This window comes from Gordonia sp. 852002-51296_SCH5728562-b, assembly GCF_001665475.1.
GTDB lineage: Bacteria > Actinomycetota > Actinomycetes > Mycobacteriales > Mycobacteriaceae > Gordonia > Gordonia sputi.
Genome location: NZ_LZMI01000064.1, coordinates 1 through 18,448 on the forward strand (window position 1 = coordinate 1; position 18,448 = coordinate 18,448).

Below are 18,448 nucleotides of genomic sequence, written 5' to 3' on the forward strand. Positions count from 1 at the left end.
ACCATGCACACCGACCTCTCCATCACCTGGACCAGCACCCGCACAGGCGAAACCATCACCACCTACCCACGCTGACCACCCAGCCGGGTGACACCGTCTCGGGGGCTACAGCCGGGGGCCGCGTGGGTCGTGTCCGTCTATGTCAGGCCGCGGCCTTGCTCGGGCGGCCGGGAGGGCGTTTGCGCGCGATGTGGCATCGGCGGTCATGCTGAAGAGGCTAAGAATTCAACCTCACTCGAAGTCAAGAGTCACTGCGGCGCCAGATAGTCGTCGATCGCTGCGGCCACAGTCGGCCGGGTCACGCAGTCGTAGGCGTGATCGTTGACAATGCCCGACGCCTGCATCAACGCGAACATCGTCGTCGGACCGACGAACTTCCAGCCGCGTTTCTTGAGGTCTTTTGAGAGTCTCGTCGAATCCTCGGACAGCGTCATCGAACCCGGAATATGTTCTGCCGCAGGCGCATACCGCCAGAAGAAGGATTCCAGCGATCCCTCGTCGTCGATGAGCTCACTCGCGCGTCGCGCGTTGTTGATCGCCGCTTCGATCTTCCCCCGATGACGAATGATCCCGGCGTCGCCGAGAAGACGTTCGACATCACGCTCGGTGAAGCGCGCGACCTTCTCGACGTCGAAACCTGAGAAAGCGGCCCGGAAGTTCTCGCGCTTGGTGAGGATCGTTCGCCAGCTCAGGCCGGACTGGAAGCCTTCGAGGCAGACCCGCTCGAACAGGGCGTTGTCGCCCGTGAGCGGAAATCCCCACTCCGTGTCGTGATAGGTCGTCTCGGGCTCGACCGCCGCCCAGGTGCAGCGCGACAAGCCATCGTCGCCAACGATCACGTCCACCATGTGCCCTGCCTCCCAGTCCGCCGCCGAGCGTATCGCGGGACTCCGACACGCTCGGCATGCCCAACCGCTTTACCGATACGGTGGATTACGTGAGCGACTACATCCTGAATTCACCGGGCACCTTCATCACCGATTCGCTCCGCGGATTCGTTGCCGCTCACCCCGACATCGTCTGGCAGTCAGACCCCGGTTTCCTGCACCTGCGCGAGCGCGACGGCGAGAGCAAGGTGGCCCTCGTCTCCGGCGGCGGGTCAGGTCACGAGCCCATGCACTCCGGAATGATCGGCACCGGCATGCTCGACGCCGCCTGCCCCGGACTGGTCTTCACCTCGCCCAACGCCCTGCAGATCGTCGGTGCGACGCGGTGGGCCGACCGCGGCGCAGGCGTGCTGCACATCGTGAAGAACTACACCGGCGACATCATGAACTTTCGCATCGCGCGGCATCTCGTGCGTGACGATATCGAGACCGACCACGTGGTCGTCGCAGACGACGTGGCGTCCGACTCCGCAACCGGCCCCGGTCGTCGCGGAACCGGAGCGACGATCCTGGTCGAGAAGATCTGTGGAGCCGCAGCAGCTCGCGGCGACGAGCTGGGTGCCGTTGCCGACATCGGTCGGCGCGTAGCGGACAACGCCCGCAGCATCTCGGTGGCCTACCACGCGTGCACCATGCCGTCGAAGTCGTCGCCGACCTTCGAGCTCGACGCCGACGAGATGGAATTCGGTGTGGGCATCCACGGCGAGGCCGGCCGTGAACGCACTGCCCGTGTCGGCGCCCGTGAGCTCGTCAATCGCATGGTCGACCCGCTGGTCGACGCCCTCTCACTTACCCACAGCGAAGAGGTGATCTGCCTGGTCAACGGCCTGGGCGCCGCACACCCACTCGAACTCGACCTCGTGTTCGGTGAGGTCGTCGCAGATCTGGACCGTCGTGGGATCTCCATAGCCCGGCCGATGGTCGGAACATTCGTCACAGCCCTCGACATGCGCGGCATCTCGATCACCCTGCTGCGCGCCGACGACGAGATCGTGTCGCTCTTCGACGCACCGACCACCGCGCCGGGATGGGCGGCCAATCCGTCACGGGGTACCGCGCCCTTGAGCGACACCACGTTCGCCGAGCCGTCGGACTCCGCGGACGACGGGGCCGAGAACGAATGGCTGACACGCTTCGTCCGGCACGTCCAGGAGTCGATCGACGACCTGACCGAGCTCGACCAGAAAGCGGGCGACGGCGATTTCGGTACCAACATGGAGGCCGCGCTGTCGCACTTCAGCCTCCCTGTGCGCGGTACCGACAGCCAGGTTCTCAGCGCGATCAGCACGTCGTATCTCGTCCGCTCCGGCGGGACATCCGGCGTCATCTTCGGCGTGCTCTTCCGTGAGTTGGCCCATGCGTTCTCCGAGACCGACGACGTCGAGGCCGCAATCCGCGAGGGCTCCTCGCGTGCGCTCGCAGAGATCCAGGATCTCGGGGGCGCCCAGGTCGGCGACAACACGATGGTCGACGCGCTCAGCCCGGCCGTCGACGCCTTGGAGAATGGCGACTCTCTGTCCGACGTCGCCGCGCAGGCGGCCGAAGGTGCCGAATCCACGCGTGACACGACCGCAACCAAGGGGCGCGCCAGCTACGTTGGCGAGAATGCGCGCGGCGTCGTCGACCCGGGTGCGCTCGTCGTGTCCTGGCTCTATCAAGCTCTGGCTGACGACTGACCCGTTCATAGACTGGAATCGTTTACCGATTGCGCCCTGTCCCGTTATCACTTCGTGACCGCGAGTTTCCTCGGTTTCGAGTTCGTCGCAATCCACTGTCGCCCCTGACGGTCCACGTGCGCGAGGACCTAGCGTTTACCCCACGTCGAGTAGTCGGCGCTGCGCACTTCGAACAGGAGCTCGACATGAGTGATTCAACGGGACACCTGTCTGCACTGCTCTCCCGGATCGCGGAGGGAGATGCGCGTGCCTTCGCCGCCTTCTACGACGAGACCAGCCACCGCGTCTACGGCATGGTTCTGCGCATTGTCCGAGACCGCGGTCTCAGCGAGGAGACCACCCAGGAGGTCTTCTTGACGGTCTGGCGGTCGGCGCACACCTTCGACCCGGAGTCGGGTTCACCGCTTGGATGGCTGATGACGCTCGCACATCGACGGGCCGTCGACCGGGTTCGCTCGGAGACCGCGGCGAAGCGTCGACTTCACGTCTACAGCACCGCCGAGCAGTCGACGCGGATCGAACACGATGTCGTGAGCGAATCGGCCGAGCGTCACGAAACTGTCCGCGAGGTGCGATCCCTGCTGTCACGGCTGACCGATCTGCAGCGCGAAGCGATCGAGCTCGCCTACTTCCACGGGATGACCTACCGCGAGGTGGCCGACGAACTCGGCGTCGCACTGCCCACCGCGAAGTCGCGTATCCGGCAGGCCCTCAAGCGTCTTGAGCCACACATCGCGGTTCCTGCCGCCTGAGAGAGGCCTCGGCAACAATTCATAGCCTGTCGCAGGCATGCCTCGATGCCTCGACAACCACTCGATGTCGGACACGTCAAAGGTTGCGATCTACTCGCCAACGACATCTGGAGACCAGTCCTAGCCGCGTAGCACCTGGGTCACGTGGCACCACCGATCAGCGAGTGGAGTCGTGAATCGATCTGTCCTGGAACGATTTCGACGACTTCAGGTATCACGACACCCTCGCGAACGAACGGATCGCGGGCAACTCGCGCGTCGAGAGCAGAGCGGGAGCCACCGGACACCACCACGGCCCCACCGACCCCCGGCACTGTTCCGGTGACCAAGAATCCGCCGTCACGAAGCCCGTCCGAGATCCACTGCTCGTGTTCGGCCATGAACCGGCTGGCACTGCTCTTGTTCTCCGAAAAACGTAACAGGACTATGAACATCAGTCACTCCTCCACAGGCGATTTGTCTAGTTCGGTGACAAGCCAACTCTTGATGTCGGACACCTCGCGGTCGACGAAACCCTGTTCCGCGAAACCCGCGCTGAGCACGGCGATTCCCTGACTGAAGGCGAGTAGGTGGATCGCGTTTCCCTTCGCGCGGCGACCGCAGCCCGCGGCGGCGAACTGCAGCGTCAACCAGTCGGCGAAAGCCGTGAGCAAGGCGGTGGCAGCGGGAGCGGCACCGTGGTTCAGCTTGGCCAATTCGACGACGAGTCCGCCTACAGGGCAACCGAACCGCTCGATGTCGCCACGATTACGCTGCACGATCTCTATGAACAACTCGAGACGTCGTCGCGGATCGTCCGACTCCGCCTCCCACCCGGCCAACATACGACGGGTGTCTGCGGCGCGTTTGTCGAGAACAGCATGGAGGAGATCGTCTTTGGTTCGGAAATGGTGGTAGAAGTTGCCGCGAGAGATCGAGACGACGTCGGCAATGTCTGCGAAAGACGTGTTCTCGAAGCCACTTTCATAAAAGAGCCGGTCGGCCGCAGCGACGATGCGGGCGCGAGTGCCGGTCGACGCAACCATGCTAGGACTCATGCCCTAGAAATATAGGACACCCGTCCTAGCGAGTCAACCGTGCGGCAGCGAACTCTCGGCGGCCCAGATGCGACGAAGCCCCAGAGCACGGGCCCTGGGGCTTCGTATCAGTGGACGTCAGCCGACGACGAGGGCGCCCCCATCCGCATCGACGTTGACCGGCACGACGTCGCCGTCGCGGACGTCACCGGCGAGCAACGCCCTGGCGAGCTTGTCACCGATGGCCTGCTGCACCAGGCGACGCAGCGGACGCGCACCGTAGAGCGGATCGAATCCCCGCTCGGCGAGCCATTCCTTGGCCTTGGGCGTGACCTGCAACTCGAGACGACGCTGTGCGAGTCGCTTCTGCAGCTGGCCGAGCTGGATGTCGACGATCGACACCAGTTCCTCCGGGCTCAGCGCGTCGAAGATCACGACGTCGTCGAGTCGATTGATGAACTCCGGCTTGAAGGCCGCGCGCACTGCCGCAATCACCTGGTCCTTGTCGCCGCCGGAACCGAGGTTCGACGTCAGGATGAGGATGGTGTTGCGGAAATCCACGGTGCGGCCCTGACCGTCGGTCAGGCGTCCTTCGTCCAGAACCTGCAGCAGGATGTCGAAGACGTCGGGGTGAGCCTTCTCGACCTCGTCGAAGAGGACCACCGTGTACGGACGACGCCGCACAGCCTCGGTCAACTGACCGCCCTGCTCGTAGCCGACGTAGCCGGGAGGGGCACCGACAAGCCTTGCGACGGCATGCTTTTCGCCGTACTCACTCATGTCGATGCGCACCATCGCGCGCTCGTCGTCGAACAGGAACTCCGCCAGCGCCTTGGCCAGCTCGGTCTTGCCGACACCGGTCGGTCCGAGGAACAGGAACGATCCCAGCGGCCGGTTCGGGTCGGCGACACCTGCGCGTGCACGCCGCACGGCATCGGAGACTGCGACGACGGCGTCCTTCTGACCGATGACGCGTTGTCCCAGTTCCTCTTCCATGCGCAGCAGCTTGGCGGTCTCACCCTCCAGCATTTTGCCTGCCGGGATGCCCGTCCACGCCGACACGACCTGTGCGACGTCGTCGGGGCCAACCTCCTCCTGCAGCATCACGTCTTCGTCGGGGTCGGTGCCGGTCTTCTCGATCGCGGCTTCCAACTCCTTCTCCAAGCCGGGAATCTTGCCGTAGCGCAGCTCGGCCGCGCGGCCGAGATCACCATCACGCTCAGCGCGATCCGCTTCTCCGCGAAGGCGTTCCAGCTCTTCCTTGGTGTCGCGAACGGCGTCGATGGCGGTCTTCTCCGACTGCCAGCGTGCAGAGAGCTCGTTGAGCTTCTCCTTCTGATCGGCCAGTTCCTGACGCAGCTTTTCCAGACGTTGCTTCGACGCCTCGTCGTGCTCCTTTTCGAGCGCGACTTCTTCGACCTCGAGGCGTCGGACGACACGCTCCACCTCGTCGATCTCGACGGGGCGCGAGTCGATCTCCATCCGCAGGCGCGACGCCGCCTCGTCGACGAGGTCGATGGCCTTGTCGGGCAGGAAGCGCGAGGTGATGTAGCGATCGGAAAGTGTTGCGGCAGCGACCAATGCGGAGTCGGTGATGCGTACACCGTGGTGCACCTCGTACCGTTCCTTCAGGCCACGCAGGATGCCGATCGCGTCTTCGACGCTCGGCTCGCCGACGTACACCTGCTGGAAACGACGCTCCAGTGCGGCGTCCTTCTCGATGTACTTGCGGTACTCCTCCAGGGTCGTGGCACCGACGAGTCGCAGCTCACCACGAGCAAGCATCGGCTTGATCATGTTGCCTGCATCCATGGCGGAATCGCCTGTGGCACCGGCACCCACGATGGTGTGCAGCTCGTCGATGAAGGTGATGACCTGGCCGGCCGATCCCTTGATCTCGTCGAGCACGGCCTTCAGCCGCTCCTCGAACTCGCCGCGGTACTTGGCGCCCGCGACCATCGATCCGAGGTCCAACGAGATAACTGTCTTGTTGCGCAACGACTCCGGCACGTCGCCTTCGACGATGCGCTGAGCAAGCCCCTCGACGATGGCGGTCTTGCCAACGCCTGGCTCACCGATCAACACCGGGTTGTTCTTGGTACGACGGCTGAGCACCTGCACCACCCGACGAATCTCGGAGTCGCGCCCGATGACCGGGTCGAGCTTGCCCTCACGGGCAGCCGCGGTCAGGTCGGTCGAGTACTTCTCCAGCGCCTGATACGTGGATTCGGGGTCCTCGGACGTCACGCGCGCGGTGCCACGGACGGCGACGAACGCCTCCTGCAGAGCCTGCGGGGTTGCGCCGTTGTCGTGCAGCAGCTTGGCGACATCGGAATCGCCCGTGGCGAGCCCGACGACGAGGTGCTCGGTGGAGACGTACTCGTCGTTGAGTTCGGACGCGAGCTGCTGAGCAGCGGTGATCGCCGCGATCGATTCGCGGGAAAGCTGCGGCTGGGAACTGGCACTCGACACCGTCGGCGCCCGGTCGACCATGGCCTGAGCCTGCGCCCGAACAGTCGACGGATTCACTCCCACCGCCTTGAGCAGCGGCGAAGCAATACCGTCGGACTGGTCCAGCAGCGCGACCAGGATGTGGGCCGGACGTACGTCGGGGTTACCAGCAGCGGCCGCCGCCTGCACAGCAGCGCTCAACGCCTGCTGCGTCTTGGTGGTCGGGGTGAAGCTGTCCACTTGGTGGTACCTCTTTCTCTACGTGTTCTTGCGTTCTTAAGTCTCCGTGGCTCAATTATGGCCACTCGAGTTGTTCAACGCACGTAGAGTTGAGTCTATTTCGCTCAGGTTTGTATATTGTGTGACGTGCATCACTGGTCATTCTCATGCTTTGGCAGAGAAGTGGCAGTTCCAACGTCGCCAGAGTGATGGCGTCGAGCGCTCCCCTGCGCGTGTGGTGCGGCAGTGGCCAGCAGGATGAGGCCGACACCGCAGGCGGCGACGATGAGCCATCCCGGGGCCAGCACCCCGGAAAGCTCGGCCGATCTGACATCGCTCGCCGGTGTCAACGCCGAGCCGAGCAATCCTCCGGCCACGGCGATACCGACGGCGGCACCGACCTGCCGGGCGGTCGACGTGATGCCGCCGGCCACACCGGCCCGCTCGGCCGGGAGACTGCTCACCGCGGTGTTGGTGATGGGCGCGTTCGCGAAACCGATACCGATCCCGAACAACGCGTACGCCACCAGCAGCAGCAGAACCGACACGCCACCGTCACCGACCAATGACCCGGTGGACATCCAAGCGAGCAAACCACCGGCGGCCATGAAGCCACCAGCGATGAACAGCGGCCTGCGCGGGCCCCTCGAAGCGACCATCCGGCCGGAGAGTGGTGCACAGACCGTCGCCCCCGCGGCTATGGGAAGGACGGCCAGGCCCGTTGCCATGGGCGCCCAGCCGCGTCCCACCTGGAGGTAGAACGTGGTGAACAACAGGGTCATCGAGATCGAGACAAATACCGCCAAGGCCCCGAGGACGGCCGCGGTGAACTCGGGTTGACCGAATGCCGAGAGGTCGATCAGCGGCGCGGAGCGGCGTGTCTCCACACCGATGAAGACACCCGCCACAACGACGAGACCCGCATAGATCGCCAGCATCGCCGACGCGGTCCACCCGACATGTGGCCCTTCGATGAGTGCGCCGACGCCGAGCGCGAGCAGGGCAATCAGCAGGAGCTGACCGGCCGGATCGAGACGCCGTGTCCGCACACCGTGCGACTCCGGCACCACCGTCAGCACAGCGACCAGGGCTACGAGCACCAGCGGTACGTTGATCCAGAACACCGACCGCCACTCGAAGTTGTGGAGCAGCACGCCACCGAGCACGGGCCCGGCGGCCATGCTCAGTCCGAATACCGACGCCCACACGCCGATCGCCCTGGCCCGTTCGCGCGGATCCGGCGTCGCCGCCACGACGATGGCCAACGCGACCGGACTCAGCATCGACGCTGCCACCCCCTGCAGCGCACGGGCCGCGATCAGCACACCCGCGTTCGGTGCCAGCGCGCACAACAGCGATGTCACACCGAACCCGATCAGCCCGATCAGGAACACCCGACGACGACCGAATCGGTCGGCGATGGCACCCGAGGTGATCAACAGGCTTGCGAACACGATCGTGTAGGCGTCCACGACCCACTCCAGTCCGCGGGCGCCGATCGTCAGACCGTCACCAATAGATGGCAGAGCAACATTGACGATCGTGGTGTCGAGCCCTACGAGGAACAGACTCGACGCGCACACCACGAGCACCAACCGGCGTCTGGATGCGCTGAGGACATCGGACTCGGCAGTGGACACAGGCGAACCCCCTTGGACCACTGTCTCGTGGCCTGGATGCGTGAACAGAACGACGTGAGTGTGCACGGGCCACATCAGCGATCCCCAGCGTTCTTGCAGAAACCGCAAACAATCCGGTCGTGCCACACACAGGCCGTCACACTTGAGCGGTGTACCGTGACGCACCGCCGACACCCGATGCCGATGTCACCGCGATCCTGGACGCCATCGGACCACGGTTGCGCAGGCTCCGACAGCAACGCCGGCTCTCCCTGGAATCGGTCGCGAACGACGCCGGACTCACTGCCAGCACGTTGTCACGTCTCGAGGTCGGCAAGCGACGGCCGACGCTGGACCTGCTCATCCCGCTGGCCGGGGTCTACCGCGTCTCACTGGACCAACTCATCGCCCCACCGCCCAGCGGCGATCCGCGGGTGCACCTGACGCCCTTCCGACACGACACCGGCAGCGTCGTCATCCCACTGACCGGCTATCCGGGACGGATTCAGGTGTTCAAGCAGGTACTCTCCCCTCGCGCACCGAAGCTCGTCACCCATCCGGGCTACGAATGGCTCTACGTCCTGGCCGGGACGCTACGCGTCATCGTCGCAGAGCGCGACGAGATACTCACGGCGGGCGAGGTCGCCGAATTCGATACCGCAGAACCCCACTGGTTTGGCCCGGCGGACAACTCAACCGTCGAGATCCTGCACTTGTTCGGACCGCACGGTGACCAGCCGGTGCGGTGGTCTGAAGGACTCACGCACCACCCGTAGGCGCCAAGCCCGCAACCACCATCGCACCGAGAGCTTGCGCACCCGACGCAAACGGCTCGGTACCGTCCTCGGTCAGCGTGTCATGCAACGCTTTCAGTCCGTCGAAGGCGCCGATCAAGGCGATGGCGACGCTCACCGAGTCGAGATCGGCCCGCACCTCCCCGCGCTCCTGGGCTTCGCCGACTACTGCGCCGACAAGATCGACCCATTCCTGGTTCACCTCGGCCACCCGTCGACGAACCGGACTGTCCTGTCCCAGGTCGGTGAGGTTACGGGTCAGTTTCGACACCGCCCACACCGTCGGGTCGTCTCGGTGAATGGTGAGCATCGTCGGCAGCAGCGCCTCCAGACGACGACCTGCGGGGACGCTCGACAAGGCGCTGCGCACTTTGCTGACCCACTCACGGTTCTTGTCCTCCAGGACCGCCAGCGCCAGCGACTCCTTGCTGTCGAAATGAAAATAGACGGCTCCCTTGGTGAGGCCGGTGGCGTCGACCAGTACTGACATCCGTGCGTTGTCGTAGCCCAGGTCGGCGAAGACCGTCGCTGCCGAATCGACGATGTGCGCTCGGGTACTCGCCCCCTTGGCCGTCGGTCCCGCAGGTCGTCCCACAGTCCTGCCTGACTGTCTGTTCGTCATCGGTACCCCTTCTTGCACATTCAGCTCCAATAGTTCATCATACATTTGTAATACCGCCCAGTCGGTTTATTTATTGAAGGAGAATCCATGTCCGACTTCGCAGACGCACTGTTGCGCGAAAAGACGGTGCTCGTCACCGGCGCGTCATCCGGGATCGGGCGCGCTTTTGCCCAGCGCGCATCCGCCCACGGCGCGCGACTGGTCCTGGTCGCTCGCCGCACCGACGTGCTGAACACGCTCGCCAAGGAACTACACGCATCGCACGGCACCGATGTGCGCGTGATCTCCGGTGATCTGTCCCGCCCCGGCGCCGGGACCACATTGTTCAATGACGTTGTCGCACAGGGCCTGAGTGTCGACGTCCTGGTGAACAATGCGGGAGTCGGCGCCCACGGGGATCTGGTGACGGCCAACTCAGCCGACATCGTCTCCCAGATCCAACTGAACGTGACCACCCTCGCCGAACTCACCACGTTGTTCCTGCCGGCGATGACGGCCGCAGGCAGCGGCACGGTGATCAACATCGCCAGTACCGCGGCGTTCCAGCCAATCCCCCACATGGCGGTCTACGGCGCGACGAAGGCGTTCGTCCTTTCCTTCACCAGGGCGCTGTGGGCAGAGACCAAGTCGACCGGCGTCCGCGTCATCGCCGTATGTCCAGGTGCCACAGATACAGAATTCTTCGACATCGTCGGCGAGGCCGCATCCGTGGGGCGGCGACGCACTCCCGACGACGTGGTGGACACGGCGTTGCGCGCCTTGCGTCGCCACCGACCCGATGTCGTCGACGGATTCTCCAACGCCGCAGTCGCCGCCCTGAGTACCCGACTGCCCGCCAGGGTCGCCATCGCGGCGGCCGAACGGTCCGTACGCCCCTGAAGCAAATGCCCAGGTTCCACCAACGATCGACTAACGAAAGAAGTACCAACACGTGTACATTCACGACTTTGCTGTAGCCGCAGCCGCCGCGGTGAACGCCCACGATCCTGCCGCGGTACTCACACTGTGGGCAGAACCCGCCGCCTACAACTCGCCCCTCACCGGACCCCAGGCCGGACTCGACGCATTGCGTTCGCGCGAAGAATCGCTCTTCGGTGCGTTCAGCGACCTCCGCGCCACCATCACGCCGCTGGGTCAGGAAGGACTCACCGGTGCGATGTTGGTGAGGTTCGACGGCACGCATGACGGCCTTTATGCGGGATTGCCTGCCACGGGCAACACGATCGCGCTGGAGATGGTCGCCATCGTCGACTTCGACGAGAACGGCAAAGTGGTCAGCGAACGTGTCATCCTCGACACCGCCGATGTCGCAGCCCAGCTGACCCCATTGAGCTGAATTCTTCTCGTCCCCCCAGCCGCCATCCGAAGGCGGCCGATCACGCTCGAAGACGAGAGCCGATACAGTCGCTGCGACCCGGCGTCGACGATCGATTCCAAACGACGTCGCTATTCGCGACATGAACTGCGCCACGCACATCACCAGGCCGCGGTAGCCTGCCTCTACCAGCGGCACGAGTCGCGCGACGGTGCTCCCCGATCGCCAAATGTGTGTCGAGTCGAAAGATGTGGGTGCTGCAGCACCCACATCTTCACGTAAGACACACATCTACAGCCCCCTCGGCCCACGGGGCCACTCAGTGTCTCCACAGCGACGAGCGGGCACACTGTGTTCGGAGAAGAGGGCGGTGAAGGTGGCGTGCGCATCCTTGTAGTCGACGACGACCATAACGTCGCCGAGACAGTCCGCAGGATGATGGTGGCCGAGGGCTGGGTGGTCGACGTCGTGCACGACGGTGCGCTCGGCCTGGAGAAGGCCACCTCCGAGCGCTTCGATGTGATCGTGCTCGACATCATGATGCCGGGTCTCAATGGATACGAGGTCGTGCGGTCGCTACGGCGTTCCCAGGTGTGGACACCCGTGTTGATGCTGACGGCCAAGGACGGCGAGTACGACCAGGCCGACGCCTTCGATTTCGGCGCTGACGACTATCTGACCAAGCCGTTCTCGTTCATCGTGTTGATCGCGCGCATGCGTGCTCTTGCCCGCCGTGGTGCACCCGAGCGACCAGCGGTGCTCACCGCCGGCACCCTGTCTCTCGACCCGGCAGCCCACGTCGCCGCCCGCGGCGAGACAGAACTCACCCTCACGCCAAGGGAATTCAGCATGCTGGAGTTCCTGATGCGCCACAAAGGTGAGGTGGTGACCCGAGCCGAGATTCTCGACTCCGTCTGGGACGTGAACTATCGCGGCGACGAGAACATCGTCGAGGTCTATGTGAGCTATCTCCGCAAGAGAATCGATACCCCGTTCGGGTGCAAGGCAATTCAGACGGTGCGCGGGGTCGGATACCGCCTGGCGGCTAACGGAGGCAGCTAGGCACGTAAAGGCTAGTCCAAACCCTGCTCGACGCTCATCCGAAAGCCGACTGCCGCTCCCCCACCATCGGCGTCCGTGATCACCACGGTCCCCCCGTGGGCGCGGACGATCTCCGAGACAATGGCCAGTCCGAGACCTGAACCGCCTGATCCGCGCTGCCGCGAGGCGTCGAGGCGCACGAACCGCTCTGTGACACGGGCTTTGTCGTCGTGAGGGATACCGTCACCGTCGTCGGCAACCATGATCGTGACCGTGGCATCCGCGACGTCTCTCGACATCGTCACCGACAGGCGGCTCGAGGCGTGACGGGCAGCATTGTCGGCGATGTTGCGCAACGCGCGTGCAAGCTTGTCTGCATCACCGCAAACCCGAGCGGCAACGATTCGTGCGTCGACGACGTGATCGGTCATCGCTTCGAGTCGGGTGACTTCTGCACTGACGATCTCGTCGAGATCGACGTCATCGAGAAGTAGTGGCACTCCGCTTTCATCTGCCCGGGCAAGGAGCAGGAGATCGGCAACCATCTGTTGCAGGCGCAGAGCGTCTGGGAGCATCACGGAATCGACCGTGGCGGGGTCGATGGGCTGGCGTTTGACACTCGAAAGGTCAAGCAGCCCAACAAGTGTGGTCAGTGGACTGTTCAGCTCGTGTGACGCATCGTTGACAAATTGCAGCTGCTGCGTTCGTGACACCTCGATACGGGCGAGCATCTCGTTCATGGTGACGGCCAGCGCAGAAACCTCGTCGCCCGTTGCGGGTACCGGGACCCGTTGGGTGAGGTCACCGCCCGAGATCTCCTCGACGCGTTCGCGGATGTCGTCGACGGGGCGCAGCGCGCGTCCCACGAAAACGTAAGTGAGGAAGGCCATTCCGACAACGACGAATGGAAAGACGATGGAGCACAGTATCCCTAGTGCGACAACGGTGGCGTTGATGGGCGCCTCCTCCGCGCCGACCTGGATGGTGAAAACTCCTTCGGGCGTCTTGACCCCGTAGGCGCTCGCTTGGAATTCCTGCTCGGTGTCGGTGGCGTGCGCGCCGTGAATCGTCAACCGCTGCCCGGCGGCCAACGGAGGCGACATCGGTTGCGAGTAGACGGGTTTGTTGACCAACCTCAGAGCACCCGACTCGTCGGTGATCTGTACGACCGCAATGTTCTGACCGCTCGCGAGCAGCGCCTGGTCGAGACCCCCGACCCCTTCAGCCGACAACGAGCTCGCGATCTGCTCTGCGCGCGCGAACGTGGCGGCATCGGCACTCCGCAGCAACACGTGATGCAGTGCTTCGACCATCACCACTGCCGCGATTGCCAACGCGCATGCGACGAGACCGGTCGCGAGAAGCGTGAGGCGCATGCGTACAGGACGAGTCCAGCCGACAAGTCGACCGAGAATCGTCCTTGCACGCTGATACACCCTCTGAAGCCTAGTCGGCAGTGCGTATCCGTAATGGCGCTACTCAGCGTCCCCTAAGCTTCCACAGGCAAGGATGCCCCACATGTGTGTCGGTCCTCCCGAGTCGGCAGACGGAGCCGCTCGTGAACGCTGACCACACCGTCGTCCATCTCGGTCCAGCCCTGGCAATTGCCGTCGCGGTGCTCGCCGTGATCGCGATCGCCGTCAACCGATACAACGATCGCGCACTCGCCGCAGCGACCGCACGGGCCGCGATCCGCGCAGTCTGCCAATTAGCTGCTTTGGCAGCAGTATTGGCGCTCGTCATCCACTCGCTGTGGGCATCGGCAGTGTTCGTGGTCGTCATGGCGATCACCGCTGCGGCAACCTCGGCAGGCCGCGTGTCAGCACACCGCGCCGGCGTGCGGAAGACAATCCTGTGCCTCGTCCCGGTATCAGCCAGCACAATCCTGATCGTCGTGACACTGGTTGCTGTGGACGTGCTACCCGCCACCGGAATCGCGATCATCCCGACCGCCGGAATCATGTTCGGGGGTGCGATGAATACGACGTCGATCGCCGGCAAGCGTGCGCATGATGAACTCCGCACTCGGCACGGCGAGGTCGAAGCCGCACTGTCACTGGGATTCTTGTCGCGCGATGCCCGACTGGAGATCATCAGACCCACCGCCGCAACAGCGTTGATTCCCGGACTGGATCAGACCCGCTCCGTTGGCCTCGTCACCATTCCAGGCGCATTCGTCGGCATGGTTCTCGGTGGAGCCTCGACCACAGCAGCGGCGATCATGCAACTCTTCGTCTTGATTTCGTTGCTGGCTGTGAGTGCAGTCGCCGCACTGGTCACTGTCGAAATGGTTTCCCGAGACCTTCTCTGACAGAGGCGAAGGTGGGATGCCACCGGCCTCTACGATCAGTGATGGGCAGAAAACCACTCCGCATACTCGGTGGCCCATACACCAGCCAGGTGTTCTGCCTGCCGCGCCGCGGAGGCTCCGTCGGATATGCCATCACCGTCGACTGCCAGGATCACCGCGACGGCGCCGAGAACCAGCAGGATCGACACGATCAGGGCATTGCGCCCTTGTCGAGCCCTCTTCATGCTTCTGTATCCGTTGTCCATTGCTCGCCGCCTCCTGGTCTTCAGTTGCTCGCGACGTGTGTGTTGTCACCTCTCGGCGAAGTCCTCGTCTGGTTCGGACAATGGCCACGTCGAGACGTCCACTCCGCCATGGCCACTTCGACGACGGGGAGCACGAGTAGCGTTGCAGCGCAGGCGACAACAACGGCAGCTACCACATCTGAGATCCAATGGACACCGAGATACAGGCGCATTGCGCAGACGAACACAACCGCGACGATCGCGCACACCCACAACGCAGTGCGAGCACTACCGCCCGCCGACCGTGCTCCGAGGGACGCTACGGCGACCACCAGTGCAGCAGTCCCAGCCACGTGGCCAGAGGGAAACGAATAGGTGGTTTCCAATACGCCCACCTGGTCTATGACCGGCGGGCGCGGGCGCGCAGCCAGCACTTTCAACGTCGCACACAGCGCCCCCGCGCTTGCGACTGTGGCAACCAACATGACGGCACGTAGGACACTCGCATCGCGCACCAACAGAATGATCGCCGCCAGAGCAGTCCAGACGGCAACCGCACACGGGCTGAAAACCTGCACCGCGACGTCGAGGACCAAGGTCCGGTAAGGCGTATGAAGTCTTGTCGTCGCCGACATAATCGTCGTGTCGATGGGCAGTGGGCCGCCGCCCGAGATGCGCAGGGCGACACCCGCACCCGCAAGGGCAAGAACTAACGCTGATCCGCCAGAAACGCGAATGTAGCTCGACATGATGTCACTATTGATCAGCAGCCCTGTGGAGATGCTGAGTCACGCTGAGTGCAAAAGTTATCTAGTACACGGTTCATCAGCCGTCGCCGCTCGACGAAGCCGCGGGCCATCTCAACGGCCGCTGAGATTCTTAACCGGCGCTGAGTCCGATTCGCAGGCATGCCGCGACCTCAATACTGTTGACTGCGTCGGTGATTCGACGCAGTCGCGGAGTCCTTCAATCACCCTTCGTATGTGCGGCTTTCGCGATGACGCGCGAGCGCGTCACACTTCCGGAAACCCACGATAGGAATCTCTATGTCAGAGTCCTCTCACGACGCTTCGGCGTCGGTGACGCCTACCGAAGCGAAGTTGCCGAGCCGCGTTCGCACCGGCCTGAACGAGCGACTGGCCATCAAAGTACCCGCGATCGGTGTCATGTTCTGGGTTGTCAAGATCGTGACGACCGGTATGGGAGAGGCGATGTCGGACTATCTGGCGACATTCGGGCTTGCGGTTCCCGTTGTCGTGGGCGTCGTCTGGATGGGTATGAGCTTGTGGCTACAGCTACGGTCGCGCGCCTACCACGCACCCACCTATTGGTTCGCGGTAGCGGGCGTGGCGGTGTTCGGTACGGTCGTTGCCGACGGGCTGCACGTCGTCGGACTGTCCACAACAGAAACAAGTCTCGGCTACGCGTTCGCACTCGGACTGTGGATGACCCTGTGGTACCGGACCGAACACACGCTCGACATCCACGAAGTCACCACGCGCCGCAGAGAGATCTTCTACTGGGGCACAGTCCTGTTGACCTTCGCACTCGGAACGGCGTTGGGCGACTGGAGCGCATTCTTCCTCGGATTGGGATTCGCCGGCTCCATCGTGCTCTACGCATGCCTCATGGTTGTGCCAGGCGTGTGCTGGAAGTATCTCCACCTCAATGCCGTCGCCGCCTTCTGGACCGCGTACGTGCTCACCCGCCCGCTTGGTGCCTCGGTGGCTGATTGGCTCGGCAAGCCGCAACCGATCGGACTGGGTTTCGGCGACGGTGTCGTCGCCATCGGATCGCTCGTCCTCGCGACCATCCTCGTCGCATTCCTCTGGCGCACCGGGTCCGACGACCCCGACAATTCCGCACCTCGTCCCCGGTCGCTCCGGCGCACACTCAGGATCTCCTAAGCTCACCCCCGGCATCATGCTCGCTGATGACAACACAGGTTACGGCGACCGTCGCAAACTACCTTCGCACCATCTTCGACCTTGAGGAAGATCGTGCGGAGGTTCGTCGCGCACGCATCGCCGAACGCACAGGGAATAGCAAAGCAGCTGTCGCCCAGATGCTTCGGAGAATGAGAGATCAAGGATTGCTCGACTTTGCCGACGAGCGGCTCGTGGTTCCCACCAGGGCGGGGCGCGATCTCGGCGTCGCTTTGACCAGGCGACACCGACTTGCCGAGAGGTTGCTCGTCGACGTCGTCGGCCTGCCTCGCCTACAGGCTCACCGAGTTGCGTCGGGCTGGGAGCTGTCCATGGACGAAGCCACCGAGATACAACTCATGCACCTCTTGCGGTACCCAACCACCGATGCCTGGGGAAATCCGATACCCGCGCTCTGGCAACTGGGCTTTCACGACAGCCCGATCCTGCTACCCGGCCTCCCACTGTCCGAAGCTGTACGCGACGCAGGTCCCGTCAGACTATCGGTGCAAGCCTTTTCCGAGCATCTACTCAACGCCGAATCCGCCGTCACACGTCTGATCGAGGCCGGCATCCAACCGGGCGCAACCATCGTTGCCAGAAGGCAGGGCGCCGCCGTGTGCGTATCCGGCAACGAATCAGTGGAGCTGCCAACACAATTGACGGCCTCGATTCGTGTCACGCTGCTCGGCGCCGCGGACACGGACGCACAGACCCACTGATCGTGGCGGTCGCGCGACCTTCTCCCGACCGACAACTTGTGTGTCGAATCGAAGGATGTGTGTGCTGCAGCACCCACATCCTGACGCAAGACACACGTTCTCTGCACACCGTCGACCCACACCTGCTCACGTATGCAGTGTGCGGCCCGCCCAGTACTCCTTACGAACCTCCCGCTTCAGGATCTTGCCGGTGGAGTTTCGCGGCAACGCGCTCACGAAGTCGACGGTCTTCGGGATCTTGTAGCCCGCCAGCCGGCCGCGGCAGTAGTCGATGAGCTCATCCTCTGTGACGGCTCTGTCGGCGTTCAGCACAACCACGGCTTTCACCGATTCGCCCCACTTGTCGTCCGGAACACCGATCACCGCAACGTCGGCGACCGCCTCGTGTTCGACCACGACACGCTCAACCTCGACGGGGTACACGTTCTCGCCGCCCGTGATGATCATGTCTTTGACGCGGTCAGAGATGAAGATATAACCGTCGGGATCCATATGCCCGGCATCCACTGTACGCAACCAGTCGCCCACCAGAGTCTCTGCGGTCGCCTGCGGATTACGCCAGTACCCGAGCATGTGCTGCTGAGACTTCGTCCAGATTTCACCCACGGTGTTCGGTGGAAGCGTATTGCCCTCGGGATCAACTACTTTGACGATGTTCCCCGGCAGTGCCCGACCCGCCGAGACCAATCGCTCGGGATGCGTCGCATCGCGATGATCAGCCGGAGTGAGAACGCTGAACACTCCCGACATCTCCGTCATCCCGTACACCTGATAGAAGTCGACGTCCGGCCAGGCTTTTAGCCTCGATCCACCGATTCGTATTCGTTTGGGCGGTGAGGGATAGACGAAATGCCCTGTCTGAGTGACAGAATGG

Annotated in this window: 19 protein-coding genes; 9 read left to right on the forward strand and 10 right to left on the reverse strand. The window is 63.7% G+C overall.

The annotated features are described in order from the left end of the window. Positions 1-248 precede the first annotated feature (248 nt). The gene (locus A5766_RS12000) at positions 249-848 is read right to left on the reverse strand and encodes a DNA-3-methyladenine glycosylase I (RefSeq protein ID WP_064904865.1); all 600 of its coding nucleotides are present in this window, start codon (positions 846-848) and stop codon (positions 249-251) included. Positions 849-904: 56 nt separating this feature from the next. Here A5766_RS12000 and A5766_RS12005 point away from each other — a divergent pair, with 56 nt between their 5' ends. Together A5766_RS12005 and sigK are read left to right on the forward strand one after the other, a co-directional pair. Continuing rightward, the gene (locus tag A5766_RS12005) at positions 905-2,563 is read left to right on the forward strand and encodes a dihydroxyacetone kinase family protein (RefSeq protein WP_064904867.1); all 1,659 of its coding nucleotides are present in this window, start codon (positions 905-907) and stop codon (positions 2,561-2,563) included. A gap of 185 nt (positions 2,564-2,748) precedes the next feature. Continuing rightward, positions 2,749-3,315, forward strand: coding sequence for an ECF RNA polymerase sigma factor SigK (gene sigK / locus A5766_RS12010; protein WP_064904869.1), 567 nt, complete (start codon positions 2,749-2,751; stop codon positions 3,313-3,315). A 140-nt stretch (positions 3,316-3,455) separates the two neighbouring features. Here sigK and A5766_RS12015 read toward each other — a convergent pair whose 3' ends face one another. From A5766_RS12015 to A5766_RS12030, 4 genes are all read right to left on the reverse strand, one after another. Further along, positions 3,456-3,749 carry a hypothetical protein gene (locus A5766_RS12015; protein WP_064904871.1) on the reverse strand — a complete coding sequence of 98 codons (294 nt, stop codon included), beginning with the start codon at positions 3,747-3,749 and terminating at the stop codon, positions 3,456-3,458. Between the two features lie 3 nt (positions 3,750-3,752). Then, complete coding sequence (locus A5766_RS12020; RefSeq protein ID WP_197501438.1) at positions 3,753-4,352, reverse strand: TetR/AcrR family transcriptional regulator; 600 nt, start codon at positions 4,350-4,352, stop codon at positions 3,753-3,755. Between the two features lie 117 nt (positions 4,353-4,469). Next, positions 4,470-7,022 carry an ATP-dependent chaperone ClpB gene (clpB, locus tag A5766_RS12025; protein WP_064904874.1) on the reverse strand — a complete coding sequence of 851 codons (2,553 nt, stop codon included), beginning with the start codon at positions 7,020-7,022 and terminating at the stop codon, positions 4,470-4,472. Between the two features lie 131 nt (positions 7,023-7,153). Beyond that, positions 7,154-8,641, reverse strand: coding sequence for an MFS transporter (locus tag A5766_RS12030; protein ID WP_231894629.1), 1,488 nt, complete (start codon positions 8,639-8,641; stop codon positions 7,154-7,156). A gap of 149 nt (positions 8,642-8,790) precedes the next feature. Between A5766_RS12030 and A5766_RS12035 the strand changes: the two genes are divergently transcribed. Next, positions 8,791-9,396, forward strand: coding sequence for a helix-turn-helix domain-containing protein (locus tag A5766_RS12035; protein WP_064904875.1), 606 nt, complete (start codon positions 8,791-8,793; stop codon positions 9,394-9,396). Here the strand turns inward: A5766_RS12035 and A5766_RS12040 are convergent. Further along, entirely contained in the window at positions 9,380-10,036 is a 657-nt protein-coding gene (locus A5766_RS12040; RefSeq protein WP_172399012.1) for a TetR/AcrR family transcriptional regulator, read from the reverse strand. The two genes, A5766_RS12035 and A5766_RS12040, sit on opposite strands and share 17 nt — an antisense overlap. An 87-nt stretch (positions 10,037-10,123) precedes the next feature. On the opposite strand from A5766_RS12040, the gene A5766_RS12045 reads away from it, so the two are divergent. The 3 genes from A5766_RS12045 (at position 10,124) to A5766_RS12055 (ending at position 12,413) form a co-directional block, all read left to right on the forward strand. Next, positions 10,124-10,915, forward strand: coding sequence for an SDR family NAD(P)-dependent oxidoreductase (locus tag A5766_RS12045; protein WP_064904879.1), 792 nt, complete (start codon positions 10,124-10,126; stop codon positions 10,913-10,915). Positions 10,916-10,967: 52 nt separating this feature from the next. Next, a complete protein-coding gene (locus A5766_RS12050) occupies positions 10,968-11,372 on the forward strand; it encodes an ester cyclase (RefSeq protein ID WP_064904881.1) in 405 nt (134 codons plus the stop codon). 360 nt (positions 11,373-11,732) lie between these two features. Then, positions 11,733-12,413 (forward strand): response regulator transcription factor, encoded by a 681-nt coding sequence (locus A5766_RS12055; protein ID WP_064904896.1) that lies wholly within the window; start codon positions 11,733-11,735, stop codon positions 12,411-12,413. An 11-nt stretch (positions 12,414-12,424) separates the two neighbouring features. Here the strand turns inward: A5766_RS12055 and A5766_RS12060 are convergent, their stop codons facing one another. Then, positions 12,425-13,768: an ATP-binding protein gene (locus A5766_RS12060; protein WP_082965509.1), complete on the reverse strand. Its 1,344-nt coding sequence runs from the start codon at positions 13,766-13,768 to the stop codon at positions 12,425-12,427. Between the two features lie 182 nt (positions 13,769-13,950). On the opposite strand from A5766_RS12060, the gene A5766_RS12065 reads away from it, so the two are divergent. Further along, positions 13,951-14,703, forward strand: a complete 753-nt coding sequence (locus tag A5766_RS12065; protein ID WP_064904886.1) for an ABC transporter permease — start codon at positions 13,951-13,953, stop codon at positions 14,701-14,703. Positions 14,704-14,738: 35 nt separating this feature from the next. On the opposite strand, the gene A5766_RS24400 is transcribed toward A5766_RS12065, so the two are convergent. Together A5766_RS24400 and A5766_RS12070 are read right to left on the reverse strand one after the other, a co-directional pair. Further along, a complete protein-coding gene (locus A5766_RS24400; protein ID WP_156527446.1) occupies positions 14,739-14,927 on the reverse strand; it encodes a hypothetical protein in 189 nt (62 codons plus the stop codon). A 41-nt stretch (positions 14,928-14,968) separates the two neighbouring features. Continuing rightward, the gene (locus A5766_RS12070; protein ID WP_082965510.1) at positions 14,969-15,676 is read right to left on the reverse strand and encodes a phosphatase PAP2 family protein; all 708 of its coding nucleotides are present in this window, start codon (positions 15,674-15,676) and stop codon (positions 14,969-14,971) included. A gap of 297 nt (positions 15,677-15,973) precedes the next feature. Here A5766_RS12070 and A5766_RS12075 point away from each other — a divergent pair, with 297 nt between their 5' ends. Both A5766_RS12075 and A5766_RS12080 read left to right on the forward strand, forming a co-directional pair. Then, the gene (locus A5766_RS12075; RefSeq protein WP_082965511.1) at positions 15,974-16,834 is read left to right on the forward strand and encodes a COG4705 family protein; all 861 of its coding nucleotides are present in this window, start codon (positions 15,974-15,976) and stop codon (positions 16,832-16,834) included. Positions 16,835-16,860: 26 nt separating this feature from the next. Beyond that, the gene (locus A5766_RS12080) at positions 16,861-17,574 is read left to right on the forward strand and encodes a metal-dependent transcriptional regulator (protein WP_064904890.1); all 714 of its coding nucleotides are present in this window, start codon (positions 16,861-16,863) and stop codon (positions 17,572-17,574) included. 126 nt (positions 17,575-17,700) lie between these two features. Here the strand turns inward: A5766_RS12080 and A5766_RS12085 are convergent. After that, positions 17,701-18,448, reverse strand: a 748-nt coding sequence (locus A5766_RS12085; protein ID WP_156527447.1) for an AMP-binding enzyme, incomplete at its 5' end; no start/stop codon positions are given.